Annotated in this window: 17 protein-coding genes; 3 read left to right on the top strand and 14 right to left on the bottom strand. The window is 40.5% G+C overall.

Going from position 1 to position 19,889, the window contains the following annotated elements; all coding sequences use genetic code 11:
* Nucleotides 1-28: 28 nt before the first annotated feature.
* From nuoF to Ga0466249_RS02520, 4 genes are all read right to left on the bottom strand, one after another.
* Nucleotides 29-1,819, bottom strand: a complete 1,791-nt coding sequence (gene nuoF / locus Ga0466249_RS02535) for an NADH-quinone oxidoreductase subunit NuoF (protein ID WP_215827848.1) — start codon at nt 1,817-1,819, stop codon at nt 29-31.
* A gap of 24 nt (nt 1,820-1,843) precedes the next feature.
* Nucleotides 1,844-2,209 carry a (2Fe-2S) ferredoxin domain-containing protein gene (locus tag Ga0466249_RS02530; protein WP_215827847.1) on the bottom strand — a complete coding sequence of 122 codons (366 nt, stop codon included), beginning with the start codon at nt 2,207-2,209 and terminating at the stop codon, nt 1,844-1,846.
* Nucleotides 2,210-2,255: 46 nt separating this feature from the next.
* Nucleotides 2,256-2,753, bottom strand: coding sequence for an NADH-quinone oxidoreductase subunit NuoE (gene nuoE, locus Ga0466249_RS02525; RefSeq protein WP_215827846.1), 498 nt, complete (start codon nt 2,751-2,753; stop codon nt 2,256-2,258).
* Between the two features lie 861 nt (nt 2,754-3,614).
* Complete coding sequence (locus Ga0466249_RS02520; protein WP_215827845.1) at nt 3,615-4,280, bottom strand: effector binding domain-containing protein; 666 nt, start codon at nt 4,278-4,280, stop codon at nt 3,615-3,617.
* Between the two features lie 1,109 nt (nt 4,281-5,389).
* Here Ga0466249_RS02520 and Ga0466249_RS02515 point away from each other — a divergent pair.
* Nucleotides 5,390-6,493: a glycerol dehydrogenase gene (locus Ga0466249_RS02515; protein ID WP_215827844.1), complete on the top strand. Its 1,104-nt coding sequence runs from the start codon at nt 5,390-5,392 to the stop codon at nt 6,491-6,493.
* Nucleotides 6,494-6,583: 90 nt separating this feature from the next.
* On the opposite strand, the gene Ga0466249_RS02510 is transcribed toward Ga0466249_RS02515, so the two are convergent.
* The 3 genes from Ga0466249_RS02510 to Ga0466249_RS02500 form a co-directional block, all read right to left on the bottom strand.
* Nucleotides 6,584-7,396, bottom strand: coding sequence for an amidohydrolase family protein (locus tag Ga0466249_RS02510; RefSeq protein ID WP_215827843.1), 813 nt, complete (start codon nt 7,394-7,396; stop codon nt 6,584-6,586).
* 302 nt (nt 7,397-7,698) lie between these two features.
* Complete coding sequence (locus tag Ga0466249_RS02505; protein WP_215827842.1) at nt 7,699-8,835, bottom strand: NAD(P)/FAD-dependent oxidoreductase; 1,137 nt, start codon at nt 8,833-8,835, stop codon at nt 7,699-7,701.
* 80 nt (nt 8,836-8,915) lie between these two features.
* A complete protein-coding gene (locus Ga0466249_RS02500; protein ID WP_215827841.1) occupies nt 8,916-9,542 on the bottom strand; it encodes a LysE family translocator in 627 nt (208 codons plus the stop codon).
* Between the two features lie 116 nt (nt 9,543-9,658).
* On the opposite strand from Ga0466249_RS02500, the gene Ga0466249_RS02495 reads away from it, so the two are divergent.
* The gene (locus Ga0466249_RS02495) at nt 9,659-10,327 is read left to right on the top strand and encodes a YczE/YyaS/YitT family protein (protein WP_215827840.1); all 669 of its coding nucleotides are present in this window, start codon (nt 9,659-9,661) and stop codon (nt 10,325-10,327) included.
* A 160-nt stretch (nt 10,328-10,487) separates the two neighbouring features.
* Here the strand turns inward: Ga0466249_RS02495 and mrdA are convergent, their stop codons facing one another.
* The gene (gene mrdA, locus Ga0466249_RS02490) at nt 10,488-12,332 is read right to left on the bottom strand and encodes a penicillin-binding protein 2 (protein WP_215827839.1); all 1,845 of its coding nucleotides are present in this window, start codon (nt 12,330-12,332) and stop codon (nt 10,488-10,490) included.
* A 509-nt stretch (nt 12,333-12,841) separates the two neighbouring features.
* Complete coding sequence (locus Ga0466249_RS02485) at nt 12,842-13,327, bottom strand: penicillin-binding transpeptidase domain-containing protein (protein ID WP_312889694.1); 486 nt, start codon at nt 13,325-13,327, stop codon at nt 12,842-12,844.
* Between Ga0466249_RS02485 and Ga0466249_RS26440 the strand changes: the two genes are divergently transcribed.
* Entirely contained in the window at nt 13,322-13,459 is a 138-nt protein-coding gene (locus Ga0466249_RS26440) for a hypothetical protein (RefSeq protein WP_246588337.1), read from the top strand. The genes Ga0466249_RS02485 and Ga0466249_RS26440 overlap by 6 nt on opposite strands.
* Here Ga0466249_RS26440 and Ga0466249_RS02480 read toward each other — a convergent pair.
* From Ga0466249_RS02480 to Ga0466249_RS02460, 5 genes are all read right to left on the bottom strand, one after another.
* Complete coding sequence (locus tag Ga0466249_RS02480) at nt 13,438-15,042, bottom strand: DHA2 family efflux MFS transporter permease subunit (protein ID WP_215827838.1); 1,605 nt, start codon at nt 15,040-15,042, stop codon at nt 13,438-13,440. The two genes, Ga0466249_RS26440 and Ga0466249_RS02480, sit on opposite strands and share 22 nt — an antisense overlap.
* Nucleotides 15,035-16,093: an HlyD family secretion protein gene (locus tag Ga0466249_RS02475; RefSeq protein ID WP_215827837.1), complete on the bottom strand. Its 1,059-nt coding sequence runs from the start codon at nt 16,091-16,093 to the stop codon at nt 15,035-15,037. Before Ga0466249_RS02475 ends, Ga0466249_RS02480 begins: the two co-directional genes overlap by 8 nt.
* Before the next feature lie 148 nt (nt 16,094-16,241).
* Entirely contained in the window at nt 16,242-16,700 is a 459-nt protein-coding gene (locus tag Ga0466249_RS02470; RefSeq protein ID WP_215827836.1) for a MarR family transcriptional regulator, read from the bottom strand.
* A gap of 285 nt (nt 16,701-16,985) precedes the next feature.
* On the bottom strand, nt 16,986-17,579 hold the full coding sequence (locus tag Ga0466249_RS02465) for a hypothetical protein (protein ID WP_215827835.1): 594 nt from the start codon (nt 17,577-17,579) through the stop codon (nt 16,986-16,988).
* Nucleotides 17,580-17,712: 133 nt separating this feature from the next.
* Complete coding sequence (locus Ga0466249_RS02460; RefSeq protein ID WP_215827834.1) at nt 17,713-19,887, bottom strand: peptidase domain-containing ABC transporter; 2,175 nt, start codon at nt 19,885-19,887, stop codon at nt 17,713-17,715.
* Between the last annotated feature and the right edge of the window lie 2 nt (nt 19,888-19,889).

Raw genomic sequence — 19,889 nt, 5'->3', positions numbered from 1 at the left:
TTTTATAATTGATCCTCCTTGTGCAGTATTATCCCTTGCGAATGGCCTTAAAGGGACATTTTCCCATACATGCCCCGCATTTGATGCATTTTTCCTGATCAATAGAATGCCTGGATTTTACTTCGCCACTTATGGCAGTAACAGGGCATACCTGTTTGCAAAGTCCGCATCCCTTACAGTTTTCTGTAATGGAATAACCGGAAAGATGGCTGCAAACACCAGCTGGGCAGCGTTTCTCGTTAATATGAGCCTCGTATTCATCCATAAAATAACGCATGGTGCTTAAAACTGGATTAGGCGCCGTCTGACCCAGTCCGCATAGAGCTGTAGCTTTGATATTCTTGGCAAGTTGTTGAAGAAGCTCAATATCGCCTTTTTTGCCTTTCCCCTCGGTAATATTCGTCAGTATTTCCAGCATCCTTTTTGTTCCTTCCCGACAAGGAGTACATTTGCCGCATGACTCACTTTGCGTAAAGTTCACAAAAAATTTGGCCACATCCACCATACAGGTGTCTTCATCCATAACGACCAATCCGCCTGAGCCCATCATGGCACCAGCCTGGATAAGAGAATCATAATCAACAGGCAGATCAAGCATCGATTCTGGCAGACAGCCACCTGACGGCCCGCCAATTTGGACAGCTTTAAATTTTTTACCGTTTAATATCCCGCCACCAATTTCATAAATAATTTCCCGCATCGTAATTCCCATTGGAACTTCAGCCAAACCAGTATTATTAATTTTTCCTGTGAGCGCAAAAACCTTCGTCCCTTTACTCTTCTCTGTACCAATACTGGCATACCACTCGCCGCCGTTAACAATGATTTGCGGTACATTGGCAAAAGTCTCGACATTATTAATATTCGTTGGTTTGCCCCACAGTCCTGAAATAGCTGGGAAAGGAGGCCGTGAACGGGGCATGCCGCGCTGACCTTCAATCGATGCAAGCAATGCTGTTTCTTCACCACATACAAAGGCGCCTGCCCCTTCTTTAATTTTTACTTTAAAGTCAAAATCCGAGCCAAATATATGTTTTCCAATAAAGCCCATTTCTTCAGCTTGGGCAATGGCTACTTTTAGACGCTTAATTGCCAAAGGATATTCCGCTCGTACATAAATAATCCCTTCGCTAGCGCCAATGGCATAACCGCAGACAGCCATCCCTTCCAGCACGCGATGAGGATCACCCTCTAGGACACTGCGATCCATAAAGGCGCCTGGATCTCCTTCGTCAGCATTGCAGATCACATATTTCTGGTCACCTGCCGCCTTTTTGGCAAACTCCCATTTCATCCCGGTGGGAAAACCGCCGCCGCCCCTGCCGCGGAGTCCAGATACCTTGACCTCATCGATCACTTGCTCCGGCGTCATTTTTGTCAGAGCTTGGCCTAAAGCCTCATAACCGCCCGCTGCGATATAGTCTTCAATCACTTCCGGACTAATATGACCACAGTTAGCAAGGACCATCCGTTTCTGTTTCTTATAAAAATTGATTTCATTATAGTTGATAATTTTCTCATGTGAAATAGGTTCGCGATATAGAAGACGTTCCACAATACGACCTTTATAAAGATGTGAATCAACAATCTCAGCGACATCCTCTTCCTTAACGTGGCAGTAAAACACACCTTCCGGATAGACAATCACAATCGGTCCCATTTCGCAAAAACCATGACACCCTGTCTCAACAATTTTAATCTCATCAATCAAACCTTTACGGGCCACTTCTCTTTGAAACGCTGCTTCTACCTTTTTTGAGCCAGATGAAATACAACCAGTTCCGGCACACAGCAAAACATGGGCTCTAATATGTTCCATGATTTTTCCTCCCAAACTGACAATTTATTGTTCAATTTTGCCGACAAACAACTCTTCGACAATGCGCCCGTTCACTACATGTTCGGCAATAATTTTTGGAACATCCGTTGGTTTAACCCGCCCATAGGTAATGCGCGGTTCATTTGGTCTTACCACATCAACAAGGACTTCTTGCTGACACATGCCAATACAATCGGTCTGGCAAACTGAAATATCTTCCAATTTTTTTTGGGCGATTTCATCCAGAATAGCAATCATAACTTCACGCGCTCCTGCCGCAATACCACAAGTCCCCATTCCTACGATCACCTGAGTGCTGCTCATTTTGCGCACCTTTCTATCTGATTGCAGTTGTTCCCGCAGTTTTTTTAAATCTTCAAGTGTCTTCATAACCTGCACCTCCTTATAACCTGTCATAATATGAAAATCCCTTCAATTACGCGTAACGCGTTAAAATTTCTGCGATAATTTCCGGTGTTAGGCGGCCATGAGTATCTTCATCAATCATCATTACTGGGGCTAAGCCACAGGCTCCAATACAGGCAACTGTTTCCAACGTGAATTTTAAATCACGAGTCGTCTGCCCGGCCTCAATATGCAGATTGTCTTCCAGCGCTTTCAGAATCATTTTTCCGCCCCGAACGTGGCAAGCAGTTCCCTGACAAACGCGAATAATATGTTTTCCACGCGGATTTAAATGAAACTGAGAATAAAATGTGACAACTCCATAAATGTGACTAACAGGAATTGCGAGCTTGTTAGCAATGTGCTTGATAAGCTCTTTTGAAAGATATCCATAGATATTTTGAGCTTGCTGCAATACCGGAATTAAAGCTCCTTCTACACCTTGATACTGAGCTAAAATTTCGTCTATTTTTGGAAAGGGATTAGGACTGCCCGAACAAGAACAGCAGTGTTGTTTTGATTGATCCATTATTCTCCTCCTATATTTAGTAATAGGCCTAGCACATAAATTGACGCTGGCCTTTCTCAGTCAGCGCCAATTCTATTTTCAGATAAACAAGGTTTGTTCATAGAATAATAACATGCAACCATCCGTGAATTTTTTAACAATATACAGTAGTATCCCCCCTTCTCGATCCAACCTCATGACACGCTAGTCCTAAAGCAGCTACTGGCGATTGTCTAAACCGAATATTTTCGGCATGGCAACGAATTTTCCATAGGCTTTTGAGTTAGAAAAATTCCGTTGACATGCCGAAAATGATTTATTAAGTTCTCAATTCCAGGCACTGTAAAAGTATGCGTGAAGCATTGATTGTCAATTTATGTGCAGTATTGTAAAAATATATAACTTTCTAAATTAATTAAATTTTATAGATTTATTTTTGCGTTTACAATCGATAAATACGATGCAATTAATAGTTAATAGTAATTGATAAGACAACATTTTCTCGAAAAAATAAGAAAAGACATGATAACGGTCATTTGTTAGAATAAAGTTGCTGAACCAAAACTCAACAAAGGAGACTAATTATCATGTCCAATAATATTATACAATTAAATGAAAATTTGATCAACACTGAATTTAATACCCTTAGTTTTACATTTGATTCACAGTGTTAATCTCGAAGAAGGAAAAAATCATATAGCCTGTTCGGCATTTTTGGATAAAACGGCTGAAAAATATGCCCCAAGATATGGTTGTGGAAAATGTCAAACAGGCGTTCCGTGTGAAAGTAAAATTCCCATGCAAAATGTATAGTAATAACACCAAATTGATAAATAGCAGGTTTCTAAAATAAAACCGCCCTCAGATTTCTCTGTCTTTATTTTACTTCTTGACAGGAATCCATATCTCACATTTGTAATCTGGAGAATGTATATCACCTTCAGGATAAACCTCAAGCTCTGGTGCGCAATCATGCTGATATCCTGTAGACGGCAGCCACTCTGTAAATATCCTTCGGGTAAGATCTTGTATAGCTTCAGGCAGCGCTCCAACTGATTCAAATATAGCCCAGGTTACTGCCGGTATATTTGCTGAAACATATCCTTCCGGAAGGGCGTCTTTGACTTCCTCAACTCCTATCATATAATTAAATTCATCTTTGCCGAAATCCTTACATATACCGAGGACACCAAGCTTGCCTGTCTTTGAGCAAAGCCACTGATATGAACCATCATTCATGCAATCGCCCCAGAATTTAGGTACCTGTTTAAAATTTTCTCCGTCCACCATAGTTATCTTTCTTTGTTTACCCACTACTGTAAAGCTTCCTTTGTCAACAATCTTATAATCCATATCTTTATCTCCCTTTATTGAAATGTGAAAGGATAATTTTGGATATGCCTTGAGATTTGCTCCAGGCTCACGCGCAGCCGAAGGACTTATTCCATGCATTTTCCCAAAGGCTTTTGTGAACGCTTCGGGCGTTTCATAGCCATATTTATAGGCTACATTGATAATTTTTTCACAAATCCTGCTAAATTTATCCATGAATTATCAGGATTTTATTTGTTATTTTTTCTATATTATTCCATTTGTTACTTCCGCTATCATCTAAATTACATTATCCCAAAATGCACATTATTAGCTTCCCAATTATAAGTTTTCTTGTCAATACAACGAATAGAGACCCCTGTCAATCGCCTAAAGGTTTATATTCCCCGCAATCTATCATCCAGTATGTATAACTAATACACAAATTCTTCTTGCTGTTTTTCTCTTTTTATAGAAACATAATCTACTTTCTCACCCGTTGAAACATCTCGTCCATCAGATAAACACCTATCCCGTTTTCTCTCTAACATGATTTATTACAGAAAGAAATCTAGACTCATATTGTTCTTGCTTATTGGTTTTGTATTTATTTCGGCTAAAGCTAAATAATTTAGCTCCATCTATTTTTCCGTTTGTACAAATATTTTCTTCAGGAAAATTCAACATCCAATTATACCTAGGAAACAGATGGAAATGAAAATGCTTAGTTTCTTCACCCAAGCTAAGCATGTAAACCCTGTCAATATCCGATTCGCACTATTAACCTATACTATACTCTTCCCGGCTGCAAAATCGTAACACCAAATTCTACAAAAAACCTACCCACTTGATGTTTTATTTGCTATTAACTCTTGCCTCAAGACATTTATTTACACATACTGGAAAATAAATCTATAAAGGTGTATAATAAATTAAGCTGGTTTTAGCAACCTAAATATTTTTAATGAAAGGAGTATTCTATTATGGGAAGATACTCTATTTATGCATAGCAAAGGCTATATAGTATTCGGACCTGGCAGCATCATTAAAAGAGTTACTATACCAATAAAATTAATGATTTCGTTGAAAGAAATGCTCATAAGGACAATTCTTTTCAATAATTTATAGCTATTTCTATTATAATTTATTGGCATAATTACTTCAATTTAATTAGCAAAATTTGAACAATGCCAATAATGGCGTGCTTGGACACCGCTTAGAACCAAAAACAAGACCTAGTAGCTCAGAGGGAATAGTGCTAAAATATGAGTAGAAAGTAATTGTTAGGTTATAGTTTGTTCTTTATGTGAAATTTTTAACAGAATAAAATTTGGGGAGATGATAGCGTGTTGAAATTAATGAGAGCACCTGCTAAGTATGTACAAGGAAAGGATGCTTTGTTTGAGACATATGAAAACACTAAAAATTTGGGATCGTCTTTTTTGTTTGTTTGTAGTCGCAGCGGATACAAAATAGCCAAGCCTAAAATAGAAAAGAGCTTTGGAAACACACCTGCAAAAATCAGGTTTGAGGTGTTCAATGGGATCAGTTCCACCGGCGAAATTGAAAGAATGAGAAAGATTGTGAAAGAAAATAAAATTGAAGTTGTAGGTGCTATTGGCGGAGGAAGTGCTATAGATACTGCCAAAGCTACTGCATATTATGAAAATTTGCCAGTGGTAATTATGCCTACAGTTGCGGCTACTGATGCGCCTTGTACAGGCCTTTCTGTAATTTATAATGACGATGGCTCATTTTGCAAATACATTTTTTATCCTAAAAATCCGGAGACAGTAATTGTAGACTCTTCCATTATTGCCGCAGCACCGGTAAAATTTTTAGTTGCAGGAATGGGCGATGCTCTAGGCACTTATTTTGAAGCAAGAGCCTGTTTAAAAACGAATTCGCCTAGCCTTGAAAATGGTGGAATCACTAAATCTGCAATGGCTCTTTGCAAGCTTTGTTATGAAACCCTTTTGGCAGATGGCTATAAAGCAAAATTAGCAGTTGAACAGAGTATTTTAACTCCAGCAGTAGAAAGCATTATTGAGGCAAATACATATTTAAGCGGTGTGGGAGCAGATAATGGTGGTCTTGCAGTTTCTCATTCTGTATATAATGGATTTACCGCTTTAGAAGAATGTGAATCAACTATGCATGGTAATTTAGTCGCTTTCGGTACAATAGCGCAGTTGATTATTGAAAACGCTCCTCTGGAAGAAATTGCGGAAGTAATCGAATTCTGTATATCTGTTGGCTTACCTGTGACTTTAGCACAACTCGGCGTCAAGGATGTAAACAGAGTTCACATTGCTGCAGAAAAGGCATGCATGACAGGAGAATCAATTCATAACATGCTTGGTGATGTAACGCCAGAAGAACTGTATAATTCATTATTAGCAGCCGATACATTGGGAAAAACCTTTTTAAAAACTGGAAAGGTCCTGTAAAAAGATAATATAAGAGGCACTAGCTTTTCCCCGCCCCATTTTCTGAGGCGGGGTATTTTATGCATTCACATTCATTAGATTTGATCACTGTCAAAGGCCAAGATTATAAATCCTGTTGGCGTTGTCAAAAAACACTTTGTCATGATGCCTTGCTGGAATAATATGCGCAATAAATTCAATATAATTGGATATGTTAGCCAGAGGCCAATCTGTCCCATACAACAGGCGGTCATAGTTGTCCAAGTATTCCAGCCATACTTTTAAGAAATTAATATAGCCATGCTTTTTTTCAAAAAAATCCGACATACTATCGATCCGGCCTTCCAATATTCCCGAAAGGTCGGCAGCTACATTTTCATTTTTCTCAATGACCGCGATAGCGTCTACAAGCCATGGATTGCCAATATGACACATAATAAACTGAACATGAGGATAGCGTACCGCTACCTCATCCAAGGTCATAGGATGACTATATTTCAACAGGGCATTGCTGGTGGCTGTCAATCCGGTATGAACGGCCACCGGTTTTTTATACTGCATTGCTAGTTGATAAAACGGGTCAACCACCGAATCGTAAATATAAAAGTGATTGTAGCCCGGATATAACTTAATGCCGACACAATTCTTTCTTTGCAAATGTTTTTCTACCAAATAAGCTTGCTGTACTATCTCTTCCTCTTTAAAACAAGTGCTATCCAACCCGATACAATAGCTAAGATAGTCAGGATAATCGTGCTCGTTCAACTGCAGGCTCCGGTTGCCCATGACCACACCATGAACAATGTTATGCGCAGCATATTGGTCTTTCAGATGCGCACTAGTATTTTTATGGCCTGCCACTTCTGCAATCTGGTCAAAGTAAGGCTCCTGGCAGAAGTGGATGTGGGCATCAATAATCTTCATTGGAGGATCTCATCACTTTTATAATATTGTCAAATCCGGTAATTTCCCGATCCTGTCTTCTCATCATTTCCACTCCGCATTTTTTATAGATTCATTTCCTTTTCCTATTGGCTCTTATACCATATGATACATCCTATTACTAGACGTGCCATCAACACATGTATTGGTCAAATTTTATTTCTTCTAGTAATAAAACATTACTTTCTTCTATATCGTTTGACAACATATCTATAATATTTCCCTTATTGCTACTAAGCTTAATAATCCCCATTTAGCTGCCCGGGCTACAGGATAGACTACCTTTAAAGCCTTAATAACAAATCTTCAAATGTTGCTAAACTTGTAAAAACCGTTTTATTTTCCACAGCCGCTTTTAATTTTACACCTGCGCTCGTATTACCAATAAGGGCGGCTCCCCTGACACGTCCTTGACGGAGAACTGCAACACCGTAATTCGGTCCATTCTGATATCTCAGCACCGTTGCATCCTCATCTATCTCAACACTTCCCACAGACATAACCGATATGTCGGCAACCTTTAGCAACGGCGATCCTATGGGCTCACAATAAACTGCCTGATCACCACAAGCAGAAATGCCGGCTGTTTCCCCCTGCTTTACGGCAACAATCGCAAGTCCAGGTATGCTGCTATTAAATTCAGCCATATCGCCACAGGCAAAAACGTCCGATAAGGAAGTCTTCATTGCTTCATCTACAAGAATACCACGGCTAACAGCAATAGAACTGTTTCTCAAAAATCCAATATCAGGAATAATACCGCTTGCTGCTATAACAGTTGATTCCTGCAAATGACTCTGAATAGCAGACCCTGCGACATTGACATAAATCGTGATCCCAGTCTGTTCAAGCCGCGCCTTAAGAAAATCCCCTCCGATTCTGTCAAGTTGGCGCGGCAGAAGATACTCGGCTCGCTCGGCAACAGAAACTTTGATGCCCCTTTTGTGCAATGCAAAGGCTGTTTCAATGCCAAGAAGTCCGCCGCCAACAATAAACGCACTGCCTTTTTCGCTACAGGCTTTATTAATTGCCAGAGCATCATCATAGCTGCGCAGTCCGAATACATCACAGGCAAAGGGCAGTACGGCCTTATTCGGTACGGCACCACAAGCCAAAACAAGTTCATCATAGTGAACTCGGCTGTCGTCGGCAAATATAGCCGTCTTATTTTCGACATCAATTTCCTGCGCAATAAGAGACAACTTTAGCTCAATACCGCTGGTTTTAAACCACTCCGGTTTCTGAATAAATAATGCATCAACCGAAAGACCCGCCGATAATACCTCGATGAGCCTTGGCCTATAATAGGGCAAATAAGGCTCACGTCCAGAAAGGATTACTCTGCACCCCCGCTTTACCGCCGCCTTTGCGGCAGTAAGCCCGGCTACGCCTGCTCCGATAATTAGTACTGTCTTAGACATTATTCTGCCTCCTAGAATAATCTAAAAAAAAGTATCAACATTTCGCTAATTTTACACAATTTTTCATAATGTAGCTCTGATTACCTCCGTTCCGAAAAAGCTATCCGCAGCCCAAAACCGATAAAAATTGCCCCTGTTATCCAATTCAAATACGCCTGTATTCTTTCATTCTTTGCAATCCAAAAGCGTAGCTTCTCAGCTACCACAGCATAGACGTTCATTACAAAAAATCCCATGACAACAAATATTGCACCAAGCAAAAGCATTTGCTGTTGAGCATAAACACTTTGATTATCTATAAATTGAGGCAAAAAGCTCAAAAAAAACAGCGTAGTCTTCGGATTTAACACAGAGGTGAAAAAGCCAGTGAAAATTAGGTCTTTACCTTTAGTTTCCTCCTCCGAAGACTTTACGAACAGCTGCTGCTTATTCAAAAAACATCGGATTCCAACGTAGAATAAATAGCTAGCACCAAACATTTTGACGATGAAGAACGCCAAAGATGATGCTTGTAATAATACTGCCAAGCCTAAAGAAGCAGCCAATACTTGAATCATATCTCCTGCCGTTGCCCCCACCACTGCCTTAAATGCTGCTTTACGTCCCTCAGTCATTCCTTTGCTAACAACGTATATCGTGTTTGGTCCAGGTGATATAAGTAGAATAAACGATATAGAAATAAATAGATATATATTGGTTATTTCCATATGGAACACTCCTTCATTATTTACCGTATTATACCACATGTTTGGTAAATTTGGGTATAGCAAATCAAGGTGTGATATAATTAATCATATACTACTTTAATAGAAGGTGTTTTTTTATGTCTACATCAAAGCGATGTTTTTTATTTATTTGCGGTCTTTTCTTTGTAGCTCTTGGTATTTCCTGCGCCGTTATAAGCAAACTGGGTACCGCAACAATTTCCAGCACACCTTACATTCTGAGCTTGCGTTATCACGTTTCCCTGGGCGGTGTTACCTTTATCGTCAATATGATGTTCCTGCTCGGACAAATTCTGATTTTGCGGCGACAGTTTGAATATATTCAGTTACTGCAGATTCCCATGACCGGTATCTTTGGTTTCTTTATCGATTTTACGATGTTCCTAATTAGTATAGTGACACCGGACTTGTATATCAGCAAATTCATTATCATGCTAGTAGGAATTATTAGCATTGCCCTAGGTATTGCTCTAGAGATTATCGGAAATATAGTCATGCTACCTGGTGAAGGCATTGTTAATGTCATTGCCACCCATTGGCATTTTAATTTTGGCAATACAAAGACCTGTTTTGATATAAGCATCGTTCTCATTGCAGCCTTCTTATCCTGGATTTACTTCGGTGAAGTCTACGGTATTCGTGAAGGCACATTGATTTCTGCTCTCATCACTGGTTCTATCGCCAGATTTTTCATCAAACATCTAAGCTATATAGGTCAAAGTGGCAATCTCATATTCCATCTACCTTCCACAACTTCCGTTGAATAAGTTAAAACTATTAGTATGATTAATTACCCCTGTACTCTCTTTTGAGATTGCAGGGGTTTTGGTTTGCCTTATTTTTCTCACTTGGCGCAGTTCTAGAAGCAATTAAGTTTATTGGCATTTCGACTGTTGATGTAACAGCCGAAATACCAACGATACCATTTTACTCTTGTATGGTGTTATTTTTTATAGCCTCTTCCTCCGCCAACTCATCGGCGGCATCCTTTTTCGTTGGAACATTGAGAGCTGCTTCCAGTATTTTTCTGGCAACGGGTCCTGCTGAGTCTGCACCAAAACCGCCCTGCTCTACAATAACTGCCACAACAATTGTCGGCTTGTCAAAGGGAGCATAAGCCACGAACCAGCCATGGTCGTCGCCGTGCGGATTTTCTGCCGTACCCGTCTTGCCAGCGATTGAAATCGGAAATCCATCAAAAACATAGGCGGCAGTACCTCCCGGCAAAGCAACATCATGCAAGGCATCACGGATCAAATTCAAATTACGTTCTGATACTTGCACACCGCCTAGTTCTTCAGGCTCAAATGTTTTTACGATATCACCGTTCGGCGAAATAATTTTACTTACCAAATAAGGACGATACCGATGACCGCCATTCGCTACTTCACTCATCACCATTGCCGCTTGCAGCGGTGTAACTAATTGGAATCCCTGACCGATGGCGGCGTCTAAGGTTTCCGATAAATACCATTCTTCGTGATATACTTTTTCTTTATATTCCTGGCTAGCAACCAAACCCGACGCTTCATCTGGAAGATTTATACCGGTTCGGGCTCCAAGTCCGTACATTCGAGCATATTTTGCCAAATTGTCAATACCTACACGTTCGCCCATTTTATAAAAGAATACATTATCGGATTTTGACAAGGCTGTTTGAAAGTTTATCCAGCCCAATGCTTCCCCCGAGGCGTTTCCTTTCGACATATAATGACCGCTGTCGAAGATTCTTTCCTCAGGAGTTATTTTTCCGAGTTCAAGCGCCGCAGTACTGGTAACGATCTTAAAAGTTGAACCTGGCGGATATTCTCCATCTATGGCCCGATTTTCCATAGGATTAAAAGGGTTATCGTTAATCATTTGCCAGTTTTTTACTGAAATTCCCCCATTAAAAAGATTCGGGTCAAACGTTGGACGGCTTACCATTGCCAATATTTCACCTGTTTGGGGATTCATCACAACGGCGACGGCAGCTTTGGCATTAACATTTCCTAGTTTTTTCTGGAGATAGTTAAGCTGGTCGTCCATCGCTTTTTCCGCGACCTTTTGAATTTTTGTGTCGATAGTTAATACCAGACTATTACCTAAGACCGGTTGCTTTTTATCTAACATTTTCACTGGCCGGCCGGCTGCATCAACTTCCTCTTGCGTATCGCCATCAATGCCACGGATTTCCTTGTCCCATACCTCTTCGAGACCGAATTTTCCAATAATATCACCAGATTTATAGCCTTCAGCCTTCTTTTTCGCGAGTTCGCTATCACTGATTTCACCTATATAACCAAAGATGTGAGCACCCAACTCATTGTAGATATATTTTCGAACCGACTGGATTTCCAGGACAACACCGGGTAAATCATTACGGTGCTCTTCAATCTTGGTGACAATATCCTGACCGACATTGTTTTTTATTCGTATCGATTCAAACGGGTTGCCTTGTTGTTTGACTTTTTGCCGTATTTCATCAGGATTCATACTCAAAAAGGCAGCTAAACGATCAATAACGTCATCCGGTATTGGACCGGAAATAGGAATCAATGAAACGGTAAATCCAGGCCGGTTAGTAACAAGCGGCATCCCATTACGATCATAAAAAAGACCACGGGGAGCCGTGAGCGGCATAAATCGAATGTGGTTAACATCCGATTTATGCCTGTAATCATCTCCTTGGGCTATCTGTAGATAGGCTAGTCGAGTTATAAGAACGACAAATATCAAGATGACAATATAATACAATACATTAAGCCTAGAATTTGAAATATTCCCCCCCATGTCAGTTGGATCCTCTCTAGTATGTTTTCGGCCGTTATAGCTATCTAATGATTGGTTAAAACTCCATAACTTGAAAAAGAAGAATCTACCTTACTCGGTATTGAGTACGCAAACATTTAATATTTATGTTAACTTCAACATGTTGCTGTTCAATCCTCTAGGGAGATTTCACCAATAAGAATACGAAAGAATCAATAGATAAATCGACTGCTAAATACATTTTGTTGTAAAAATAAAATAAACCTGTGCCAAATCATTGACAAAGGTTTCAGATCATAATAATGCTGTTTAATTTTAAATTATTTTAATTAGCTTGTGCTTCTACTGCACTATGATAATGCCTGCTTAATTTTATAATATAGCGCAAATTTTACCTAGTGATTTCGATGCAGTTCACTGATATTGATTTCTTTTTGGATACAGATCAAAATAAGCCTCTAGTACCTGTCTGGCTACGGGCACTGCTGCTACCGCTCCTTCCCCAGCCTCTTCTACCAGTACTACTACAACTATTTCAGGGGTGGTAGCCGGTACAAGCCATTGTTAGCCACAGCCATCAATGATAATACCTGCTGTAGAGGAGTCGCTAGATAATAACCTTGTCCTATAGCAGCGATTAAAGTCTCCCCCGGATGCCATTCTTCACCATATGTAGCGAGTTTCCATGCTTCAGTCGGAACTACACCCTTTTCCTCACCAAATAGTTTTATGCCACTCAATTCGCCATAACCAAATGTTAAGGCATAAGAAGCCAGATTGTCTATACCGATACGTCGACCAAGCTCATAAAATACAGGGTCACTAGACATGGCAATAGCACCAACTATATCGATTTTCCCCAGTCCTTGCGGGTCTGCACCATAAAACGACCAGCCATTGAGCATATATACGCCTTTGTCTTCAAATATTTCTTGGGGTGTGGTACTGCCAGTATCGAGAGCAGCTGATGCGGTAACAATTTTGAATACTGATCCGGGAGGATAGGCATTTTGAATAGCACGATTGTTAAGCGGATTATCCGGGTTAGTTATGATTGCATTCCAGTCTTTATCAGTAATACCGCTTGCAAAGACATTCGGGTCAATGAAAAACTAGCAGCTTTTTCTTATTCTATACCACAACTCTGAGCCTTCTGTGTCCTTTTATTTGTCTTTGATATGAAGCCAACATTATTGTCAGGCATGAGCAAGGCAACAATGGCTAAAACCAATAACATACCGCCCATAAAATTAAAGATATCCCGGTAAGCAAGAATACTGGCCTGTTTGACAAGTTCCTGATAGATTTTCGCTAGAACTGCCGTTGATATTGCATTATTCGTAAGGAAAGAAGGTATCCCTAGGTTCGTAATCATTTGGATATATGTCGCAATCGCACTGTGATAGCCAATATCCCCCATTGTTAAATGCTGCACCAAGTAGGATTGTTCGATCTGCTGACTGTGGATTAACTTGTTTGTAATCAATGAAATGCCAATACTGCCGCCAAGATTTTTCATTAAAACAATAAGCGCTGAGGCATTACTACTACTTTCCGGCGAAATTTTTGAAAAAGCAAGTGTATTGGCAGGTACGAATAGAAACGGTATACCGACTGTTTGCAAAATACGTACAAAGACGAAAGTATTGTAGTCCGTCTGAGGCGTGATCATTCCAGCAGCCCACATACCGATAGCACTGATCAACATGCCGAAAGAAATGAGATACTTTGCCTGAATGATATTGACCAGTTTCCCTGTAACAGGCAACATAACGAGAATGGCAATTCCTCCTGGCGCAAGAACCAGCCCTGACAAAGTAACATTGTAGCCGAAGTTTTCCTGAACCTGCATAGGTAATAACATGGTGCTCGCAAGCAAGGAAAATCCTACAAAGAAAATCATCATGCAAGACATACCAAAACTGGGAATAGAAAAAAGTTTTAGTTCAACTACGGGATGTTCTTGCCGCAACAGCCAAAAAATTGCCAAACTAAGCCCCACAACGGCGACACAAGTAAGAATGATAATAAAGGAACTGTCAAACCAATCTTCCTGCTGCCCTTTATCTAGAACAATTTGCAGCGCGCCGAGACCGATAGCAATCAGGCTCAAACCAATATAATCAATGGAATCGACTTTCTGTTTTTGGGCACTGGGCGGGTCCTGAACCAGAATTTTGACGAAACAAGCAGCTAGGAGCCCAATGGGTACATTGATGAAAAAAATCCAACGCCAGCTAAAGTTATCAGTAATATAACCGCCCAACACTGGCCCGATAATAGGTGCCACTACCGTTGTTATACCCGTAATTGCAAATGCCATTCCCACTTTTTCCGGGGGAAAACTATCTTTAATGATGGCCTGCTGGCTCGGCTGTAAACCGCCGCCTGCCAAGCCTTGAAACAATCGGAAAATAATTAGCATAGACAGGGAAGTTGAAATGCCACACAAAAACGATGCAAATGTAAATCCCAAAATACAGAAAACAAAAAAGTTCTTGCGCCCCATAAGAGCAGACAACCAGCCAGATAACGGTAAAACAATACCGTTGGATACGAGATAGGATGTCAGCACCCAGGTACTTTCTTCCGAACTAGTACCGAGTGACCCAGCAATATGTGAAAGTGAAACGTTAGCAATGGTTGTATCCAATACTTCCATAAAAGCAGCTAAGCTGACAGCAGTGGATACCAGAAATGGATGGGCCGTTTTTTTCAAAACATCAGCCATGATTTAAGCCTTCACTATTGGTATATACCATCGGTACCACCGACATACCAGGCCCCAGCTGAAAGGTCTTGTCAGGCGGATTATCAAATACAATTTTCACTGGTACTCGCTGTACAACTTTGACAAAGTTCCCTGTAGCATTCTCTGCCGGAAAGAGAGAAAAATGAGACCCTGTTCCCGCTTGCAGACTATCCACCTTACCATGCAGTTTTACATTGGGATAAGCGTCAATTTTAATATCGACAGGCTGCCCAGGAAGCATATGTTCTAATTGATTTTCCTTGAAATTGGCAACGATCCATAGATCCGTACCAACCAACGAGGCTAACTGTGTTCCAACTTCCACATAGTTGCCGACTTCCACACTTCGGTTAGTAATACGTCCATCCATCGGGGCCGTAATTTTGGTGTTAGCCAACTCATTTTCAGCTTGCACCAAATCAACTTCAGCCTGTCTGACCAGCGCTTGCAGCTGCTCATGCGTGTCTTTCGCCGCGGCAATGGCACTGGACGCTGTATTGACGGAATGAAGTGCGGCTTGCGATTGAGCCAGCGTGGAACGCGCTGATTTTTCTGCTGCTACTGCCTGATCCAGCTGTTGTCGTGAGCAGGCCCCGGCACTGAACAAACTTTCTGTGCGTTGCCTGTCTGCCAAATCTTTTTCCCAATTGGCCTGTGCCGATTGAATCTGAGCTTCTGCCACATCAATATTGGCTGGAGCGGAAACGGTGGTCGTTTCTACATTATTACTAGCAGCATTCGCTGCAGCTTTAGCAGCGGCAAGTGCCGCCTTCGCTCGATCCCGCTTCACAATATAATCCGTCGAATCAATTTCCAAAAGAACATCCCCGGCTTTGACCAACTGATTATCCTGAACGTTTACTCTCTTCACATAACCCGATATTTTAGGGCTTAAAACCACGGTGCTACCATTAATGGCAGCGTCATCTGTCGATATTTTACCACGCTGATCATAATAATAGGCAGCGGCTCCGCCCATAACCGCTAAAAGCACAACAATGATTGTAATGGATTTTGCAGTAAATTTCATGGAATCACCCTCTCATAAATATTAGAATTCCGCCACTAAACATTGAATGAAAATATAGTTATTCTTGCTTAGTAGAAAAGAACGAATTTTTATTGTAATATGTAGGTTAACAAAATGTTTACTAGGTAAACATTTTGTTTAAAAAAATTTATTTTTCTTGTCCAATCTTATCAATATATCGTTCGATTTCGCCCATAATATCATTAAAAATAAGTAGTTCCGATGCCTGTAAAGAATTAAATCTATTTATAATGCCTTGATCCAATTTTTCATGAAATTCAGCATGCTCTTGAAAAGCAGTGTTTCCTTTTGGAGTCAGTTCAAATAGAACCATTTTTTTATTGTCCTTTGCCTGATATCGATAGATCAATTCTTTCTGCAAAAGCTTACGAATCATTTTAGGAACAGCACCTTTAGTAATGCCCAGTTTATTGGCGATTTCCGTAACATGGATTCCCGGGTTTCGGCCAATTACATCAATCATGTGAATTTCCGAAGCGTATAATACATCTCCCGTTCCAAATGTACGCGGCTTTACCATCAATTCTGATACTTTATTGATAATTCGTAGCATGATTTCAAAGATACATTGACTTTGATTGGGCATCTGTTTATTTCCCTTTCTTTTGTGAAATAACCATTTTTATTAGCAATATAATTGTATACCAAGTAAACATTCATGTCAAGTATATCCACCTTGCTCCTCTCCGACACATGCCGTTCTTATCTTCATCTAGTTTGGCCCCTTCCCCGTGGGTCAACTTCAGAGCGGTTCACTACAATAATTATAGCTGGCAGCAAGCACTAAAAAGATGATTTCTTAGAATACAGAAATCATCTTCTTAATGTTACATAGTTTTTTCTCATACCCTTGACAGGAGGGTACATTTAACTAAATAACCTCCGTTTTATCGGAACTGGCCGACTTTAGTTCATTTTGTACCTTCTCTTTCGTCATACCTGCAGGCTGATTAAGTACTGATTGCAGCGGCTGAGTAATATTTTCAGTGACCCACCGTGCCGCACTATCCAAAGTACTCTGAATAGTATCCAGAGTTTTTGCATATGCTTGTACACTCGTATCATTAGAATATAAAGCATAGAACCCTTGGTCGTAATCTGCTAAAGAATCATTTACAATGTCTGTTATAGTGCCATTGGAACAAGGTTCTCCTCCAGTCACCCCTAATCCACTGTAACTGTCGCTACCTGAATTACCTGACCACGAAGAATCATCCGTTACGACTCCCATTATATCTTCATAACAATCCTGTTCTTTACCTGAACAATCAGCTCCCATCCCAACAATACCGCCATAATTACCATTAGTTGAATCACTGTCAGATGTCGTAGCTCCTCCATAACCGCCTGTAGCCCCTCCATAACCACTGTATGAACTACTTCCACCATAACTACTGCTAGAACTATCGCTACTAAAGGTATCTACCCCACCGTAGCTCCCATCACTACTAGAATCTCCGTCCATCTTTATGCCTCCTTTGACTTTAGATACATATAACATCATATTCAAAATATATGACTAGATTTAGCCGCTCCATCTTTATGTTGGCAATATTACACTTATTTATTATACACCAATTAGCAATCAAAGTGTATCATCATATCGCTTTGCCAACCCTTTCCTGAAGCATATATAGCTGATAATATTCCCCCTGCTGGGCCAATAGTTCCTCATGAGTTCCCTGCTCAACTATTCTACCATCATTCATTACAACAATGTTATCACAGTCTTGTATGGTTGACAGTCGATGGGCAATCATAATCATGGTTCGTCCTGCTGCTATTTGTCCAAGATTATTTTTTATAATGTTTTCTGACTCGTAGTCCAAAGCACTGGTTGCCTCATCAAAAATAAGTATCCTAGGATCTGTCAGGATGGACCGAGCAATGGCTATCCGCTGTTTCTGCCCCCCGGATAATGAGGTTCCCCGTTCGCCGACAAGGGTATGGTATCCATTCGGTAATTCCACGACAAACTGATCCACTCCGGCAATACAAGCTACTTTAAGAATTTCCTCCATACTAGCTTCCGGTTTGGCTATCGCAATATTATCTCGTATCGTTCCATTAAATAGATAATTTTCCTGAAGTACGACGCCTACTTGCCGTCTAAGCCAAGCTGGTTCTACTTGCGCCAAATCAACCCCATCAATGAGCACTCTACCTGCTTCAGGCACATAAAGTCGCTGAATTATTTTGGCAAGGGTGCTTTTGCCTGAACCGGATGCGCCTACTATCCCAATACGGGCACCCGCCTCTATTTTTAGATTGATTTTTCGTAGTATCTCCCTGGTTTTTTCCCGATACCGGAAAGTAACTCTATCGAGGGTAACTTCTCCACGAATCGCCGATAGAGTGGTGCGATCAGGATTAAATATGGGCTCTGGCTGTTCATTCACAATATCGCCTAACCGATCAATGGCTTCCTTGGTCTCTTGAAGGTTCTGCCAAAGGGTGATCAAACGTAATACCGGAGAAACCACAAAGTTCGCATACATTTGGAAGGCAATTAATTCACCTACAGTTAATTGATTATCCATCACTTGATTGACACCTACCCAGAGAATACAAATCATGGATAGTTGCTGAATCATTGCAGCGGCATTATTGCCGATATTATCAATATTTGCAGTCATAAACACTGACTTTACGTACCGAGATAACATTTCATCCCAGGTTTTAATGAAATGATGTTCTGCTGCCATCGTTTTTACTGTTTGTATACCAGTAATAGTCTCGATCATAAATGATTGATTCTCTGTACCCAGCCTAAATTTTTTGCTCAGACTTCTGCGAAACAAGGGTGTCAGCACTAGATTAAGCAAGACATAACAGCCCAGAGTGACGATCGTAATCAAGGTAAGAGAGCCACTGTAGAACAACATGATCACCAGATATACCAAAGCAAAAATGCTATCAAGAATGGTCGTAAAAGCTGATCCCACAATGAAGCCGCGTATTTTATCCAGTTCCCTTAGTCGAGAAACAATATCACCTATCCGATATTTCTCAAAAAAACTTATCGGCAAAGCCATAACATGTTTAAATAGTCGGGCACTAAGCATTACATCCACTTTGCTAATATGATGATTAAACATGTAGCTTCTTAACCCATTAAACCATGCTTCATAGATGCAAATGCCAATCATGCCTGCGACAAGTATATTTAAAGTACTAACACTATGGTGTACTAGTACCTTATTAATAATTACCTGCGTAAACAATGGGCTAAGCAGTCCCAGTGCCTGTATAATGAGCGAAAATAGCAGCACTTTTCCAAAGGCACTTTTATAACGCATAATTACAGGCGTAAACCATGATAGGCCGAACCTTTTTTCTTCCTTATCGATTAACTTGGAACGTTTAGCGATAAGAACTGTTTTTCCACTCCACTGTTCCAACAAAGTTTCATTAGAAATAGCTACGGGTTTCTTTTGGTAAGGGTCATATAAGATGGTCTTTTCACTATCCCGCTTTAGCATAATTACATAGCAATCGTTTTTTAAAACGATAATTGCCGGCAGCGGAAATATTGCTTTTTCTTTTTTTCGATTGTAATCTACAAACCGAGCTTTCAGACCCAATTGTTGTGCAGCTCGGATCAGCGTTGCCATATCCATACCAGAGTTTCCGATAATATTAGCGCGCCTAATTTGCCTTTCGTCAGCTGATACGCCGATAAATTCTGAGACAAATATCAAACAATGCAGTGCCGAATCAATAAATGTCCCTGTTTTCTGTTCCTCTTTTTCTTGAATAATTTTTCCAGCCATAT

This window comes from Pelorhabdus rhamnosifermentans, from assembly GCF_018835585.1.
Taxonomy (GTDB): domain Bacteria; phylum Bacillota; class Negativicutes; order UMGS1260; family UMGS1260; genus Pelorhabdus; species Pelorhabdus rhamnosifermentans.
Note: the sequence above shows the minus strand (reverse complement) of the source record. Positions and strands in the feature narration are given on the sequence as shown.

Coding starts and splice junctions, on each gene's coding strand:
- nuoF (WP_215827848.1), bottom strand. CDS start 1,819: ATGGAACATATTAGAGCCCATGTTTTGCTGTGTGCCGGAACTGGTTGT.
- Ga0466249_RS02530 (WP_215827847.1), bottom strand. CDS start 2,209: ATGAAGACACTTGAAGATTTAAAAAAACTGCGGGAACAACTGCAATCA.
- nuoE (WP_215827846.1), bottom strand. CDS start 2,753: ATGGATCAATCAAAACAACACTGCTGTTCTTGTTCGGGCAGTCCTAAT.
- Ga0466249_RS02520 (WP_215827845.1), bottom strand. CDS start 4,280: ATGGATAAATTTAGCAGGATTTGTGAAAAAATTATCAATGTAGCCTAT.
- Ga0466249_RS02510 (WP_215827843.1), bottom strand. CDS start 7,396: ATGAAGATTATTGATGCCCACATCCACTTCTGCCAGGAGCCTTACTTT.
- Ga0466249_RS02505 (WP_215827842.1), bottom strand. CDS start 8,835: ATGTCTAAGACAGTACTAATTATCGGAGCAGGCGTAGCCGGGCTTACT.
- Ga0466249_RS02500 (WP_215827841.1), bottom strand. CDS start 9,542: ATGGAAATAACCAATATATATCTATTTATTTCTATATCGTTTATTCTA.
- Ga0466249_RS02495 (WP_215827840.1), top strand. CDS start 9,659: ATGTCTACATCAAAGCGATGTTTTTTATTTATTTGCGGTCTTTTCTTT.
- mrdA (WP_215827839.1), bottom strand. CDS start 12,332: ATGGGGGGGAATATTTCAAATTCTAGGCTTAATGTATTGTATTATATT.
- Ga0466249_RS02480 (WP_215827838.1), bottom strand. CDS start 15,042: ATGGCTGATGTTTTGAAAAAAACGGCCCATCCATTTCTGGTATCCACT.
- Ga0466249_RS02475 (WP_215827837.1), bottom strand. CDS start 16,093: ATGAAATTTACTGCAAAATCCATTACAATCATTGTTGTGCTTTTAGCG.
- Ga0466249_RS02470 (WP_215827836.1), bottom strand. CDS start 16,700: ATGCCCAATCAAAGTCAATGTATCTTTGAAATCATGCTACGAATTATC.
- Ga0466249_RS02465 (WP_215827835.1), bottom strand. CDS start 17,579: ATGGACGGAGATTCTAGTAGTGATGGGAGCTACGGTGGGGTAGATACC.
- Ga0466249_RS02460 (WP_215827834.1), bottom strand. CDS start 19,887: ATGGCTGGAAAAATTATTCAAGAAAAAGAGGAACAGAAAACAGGGACA.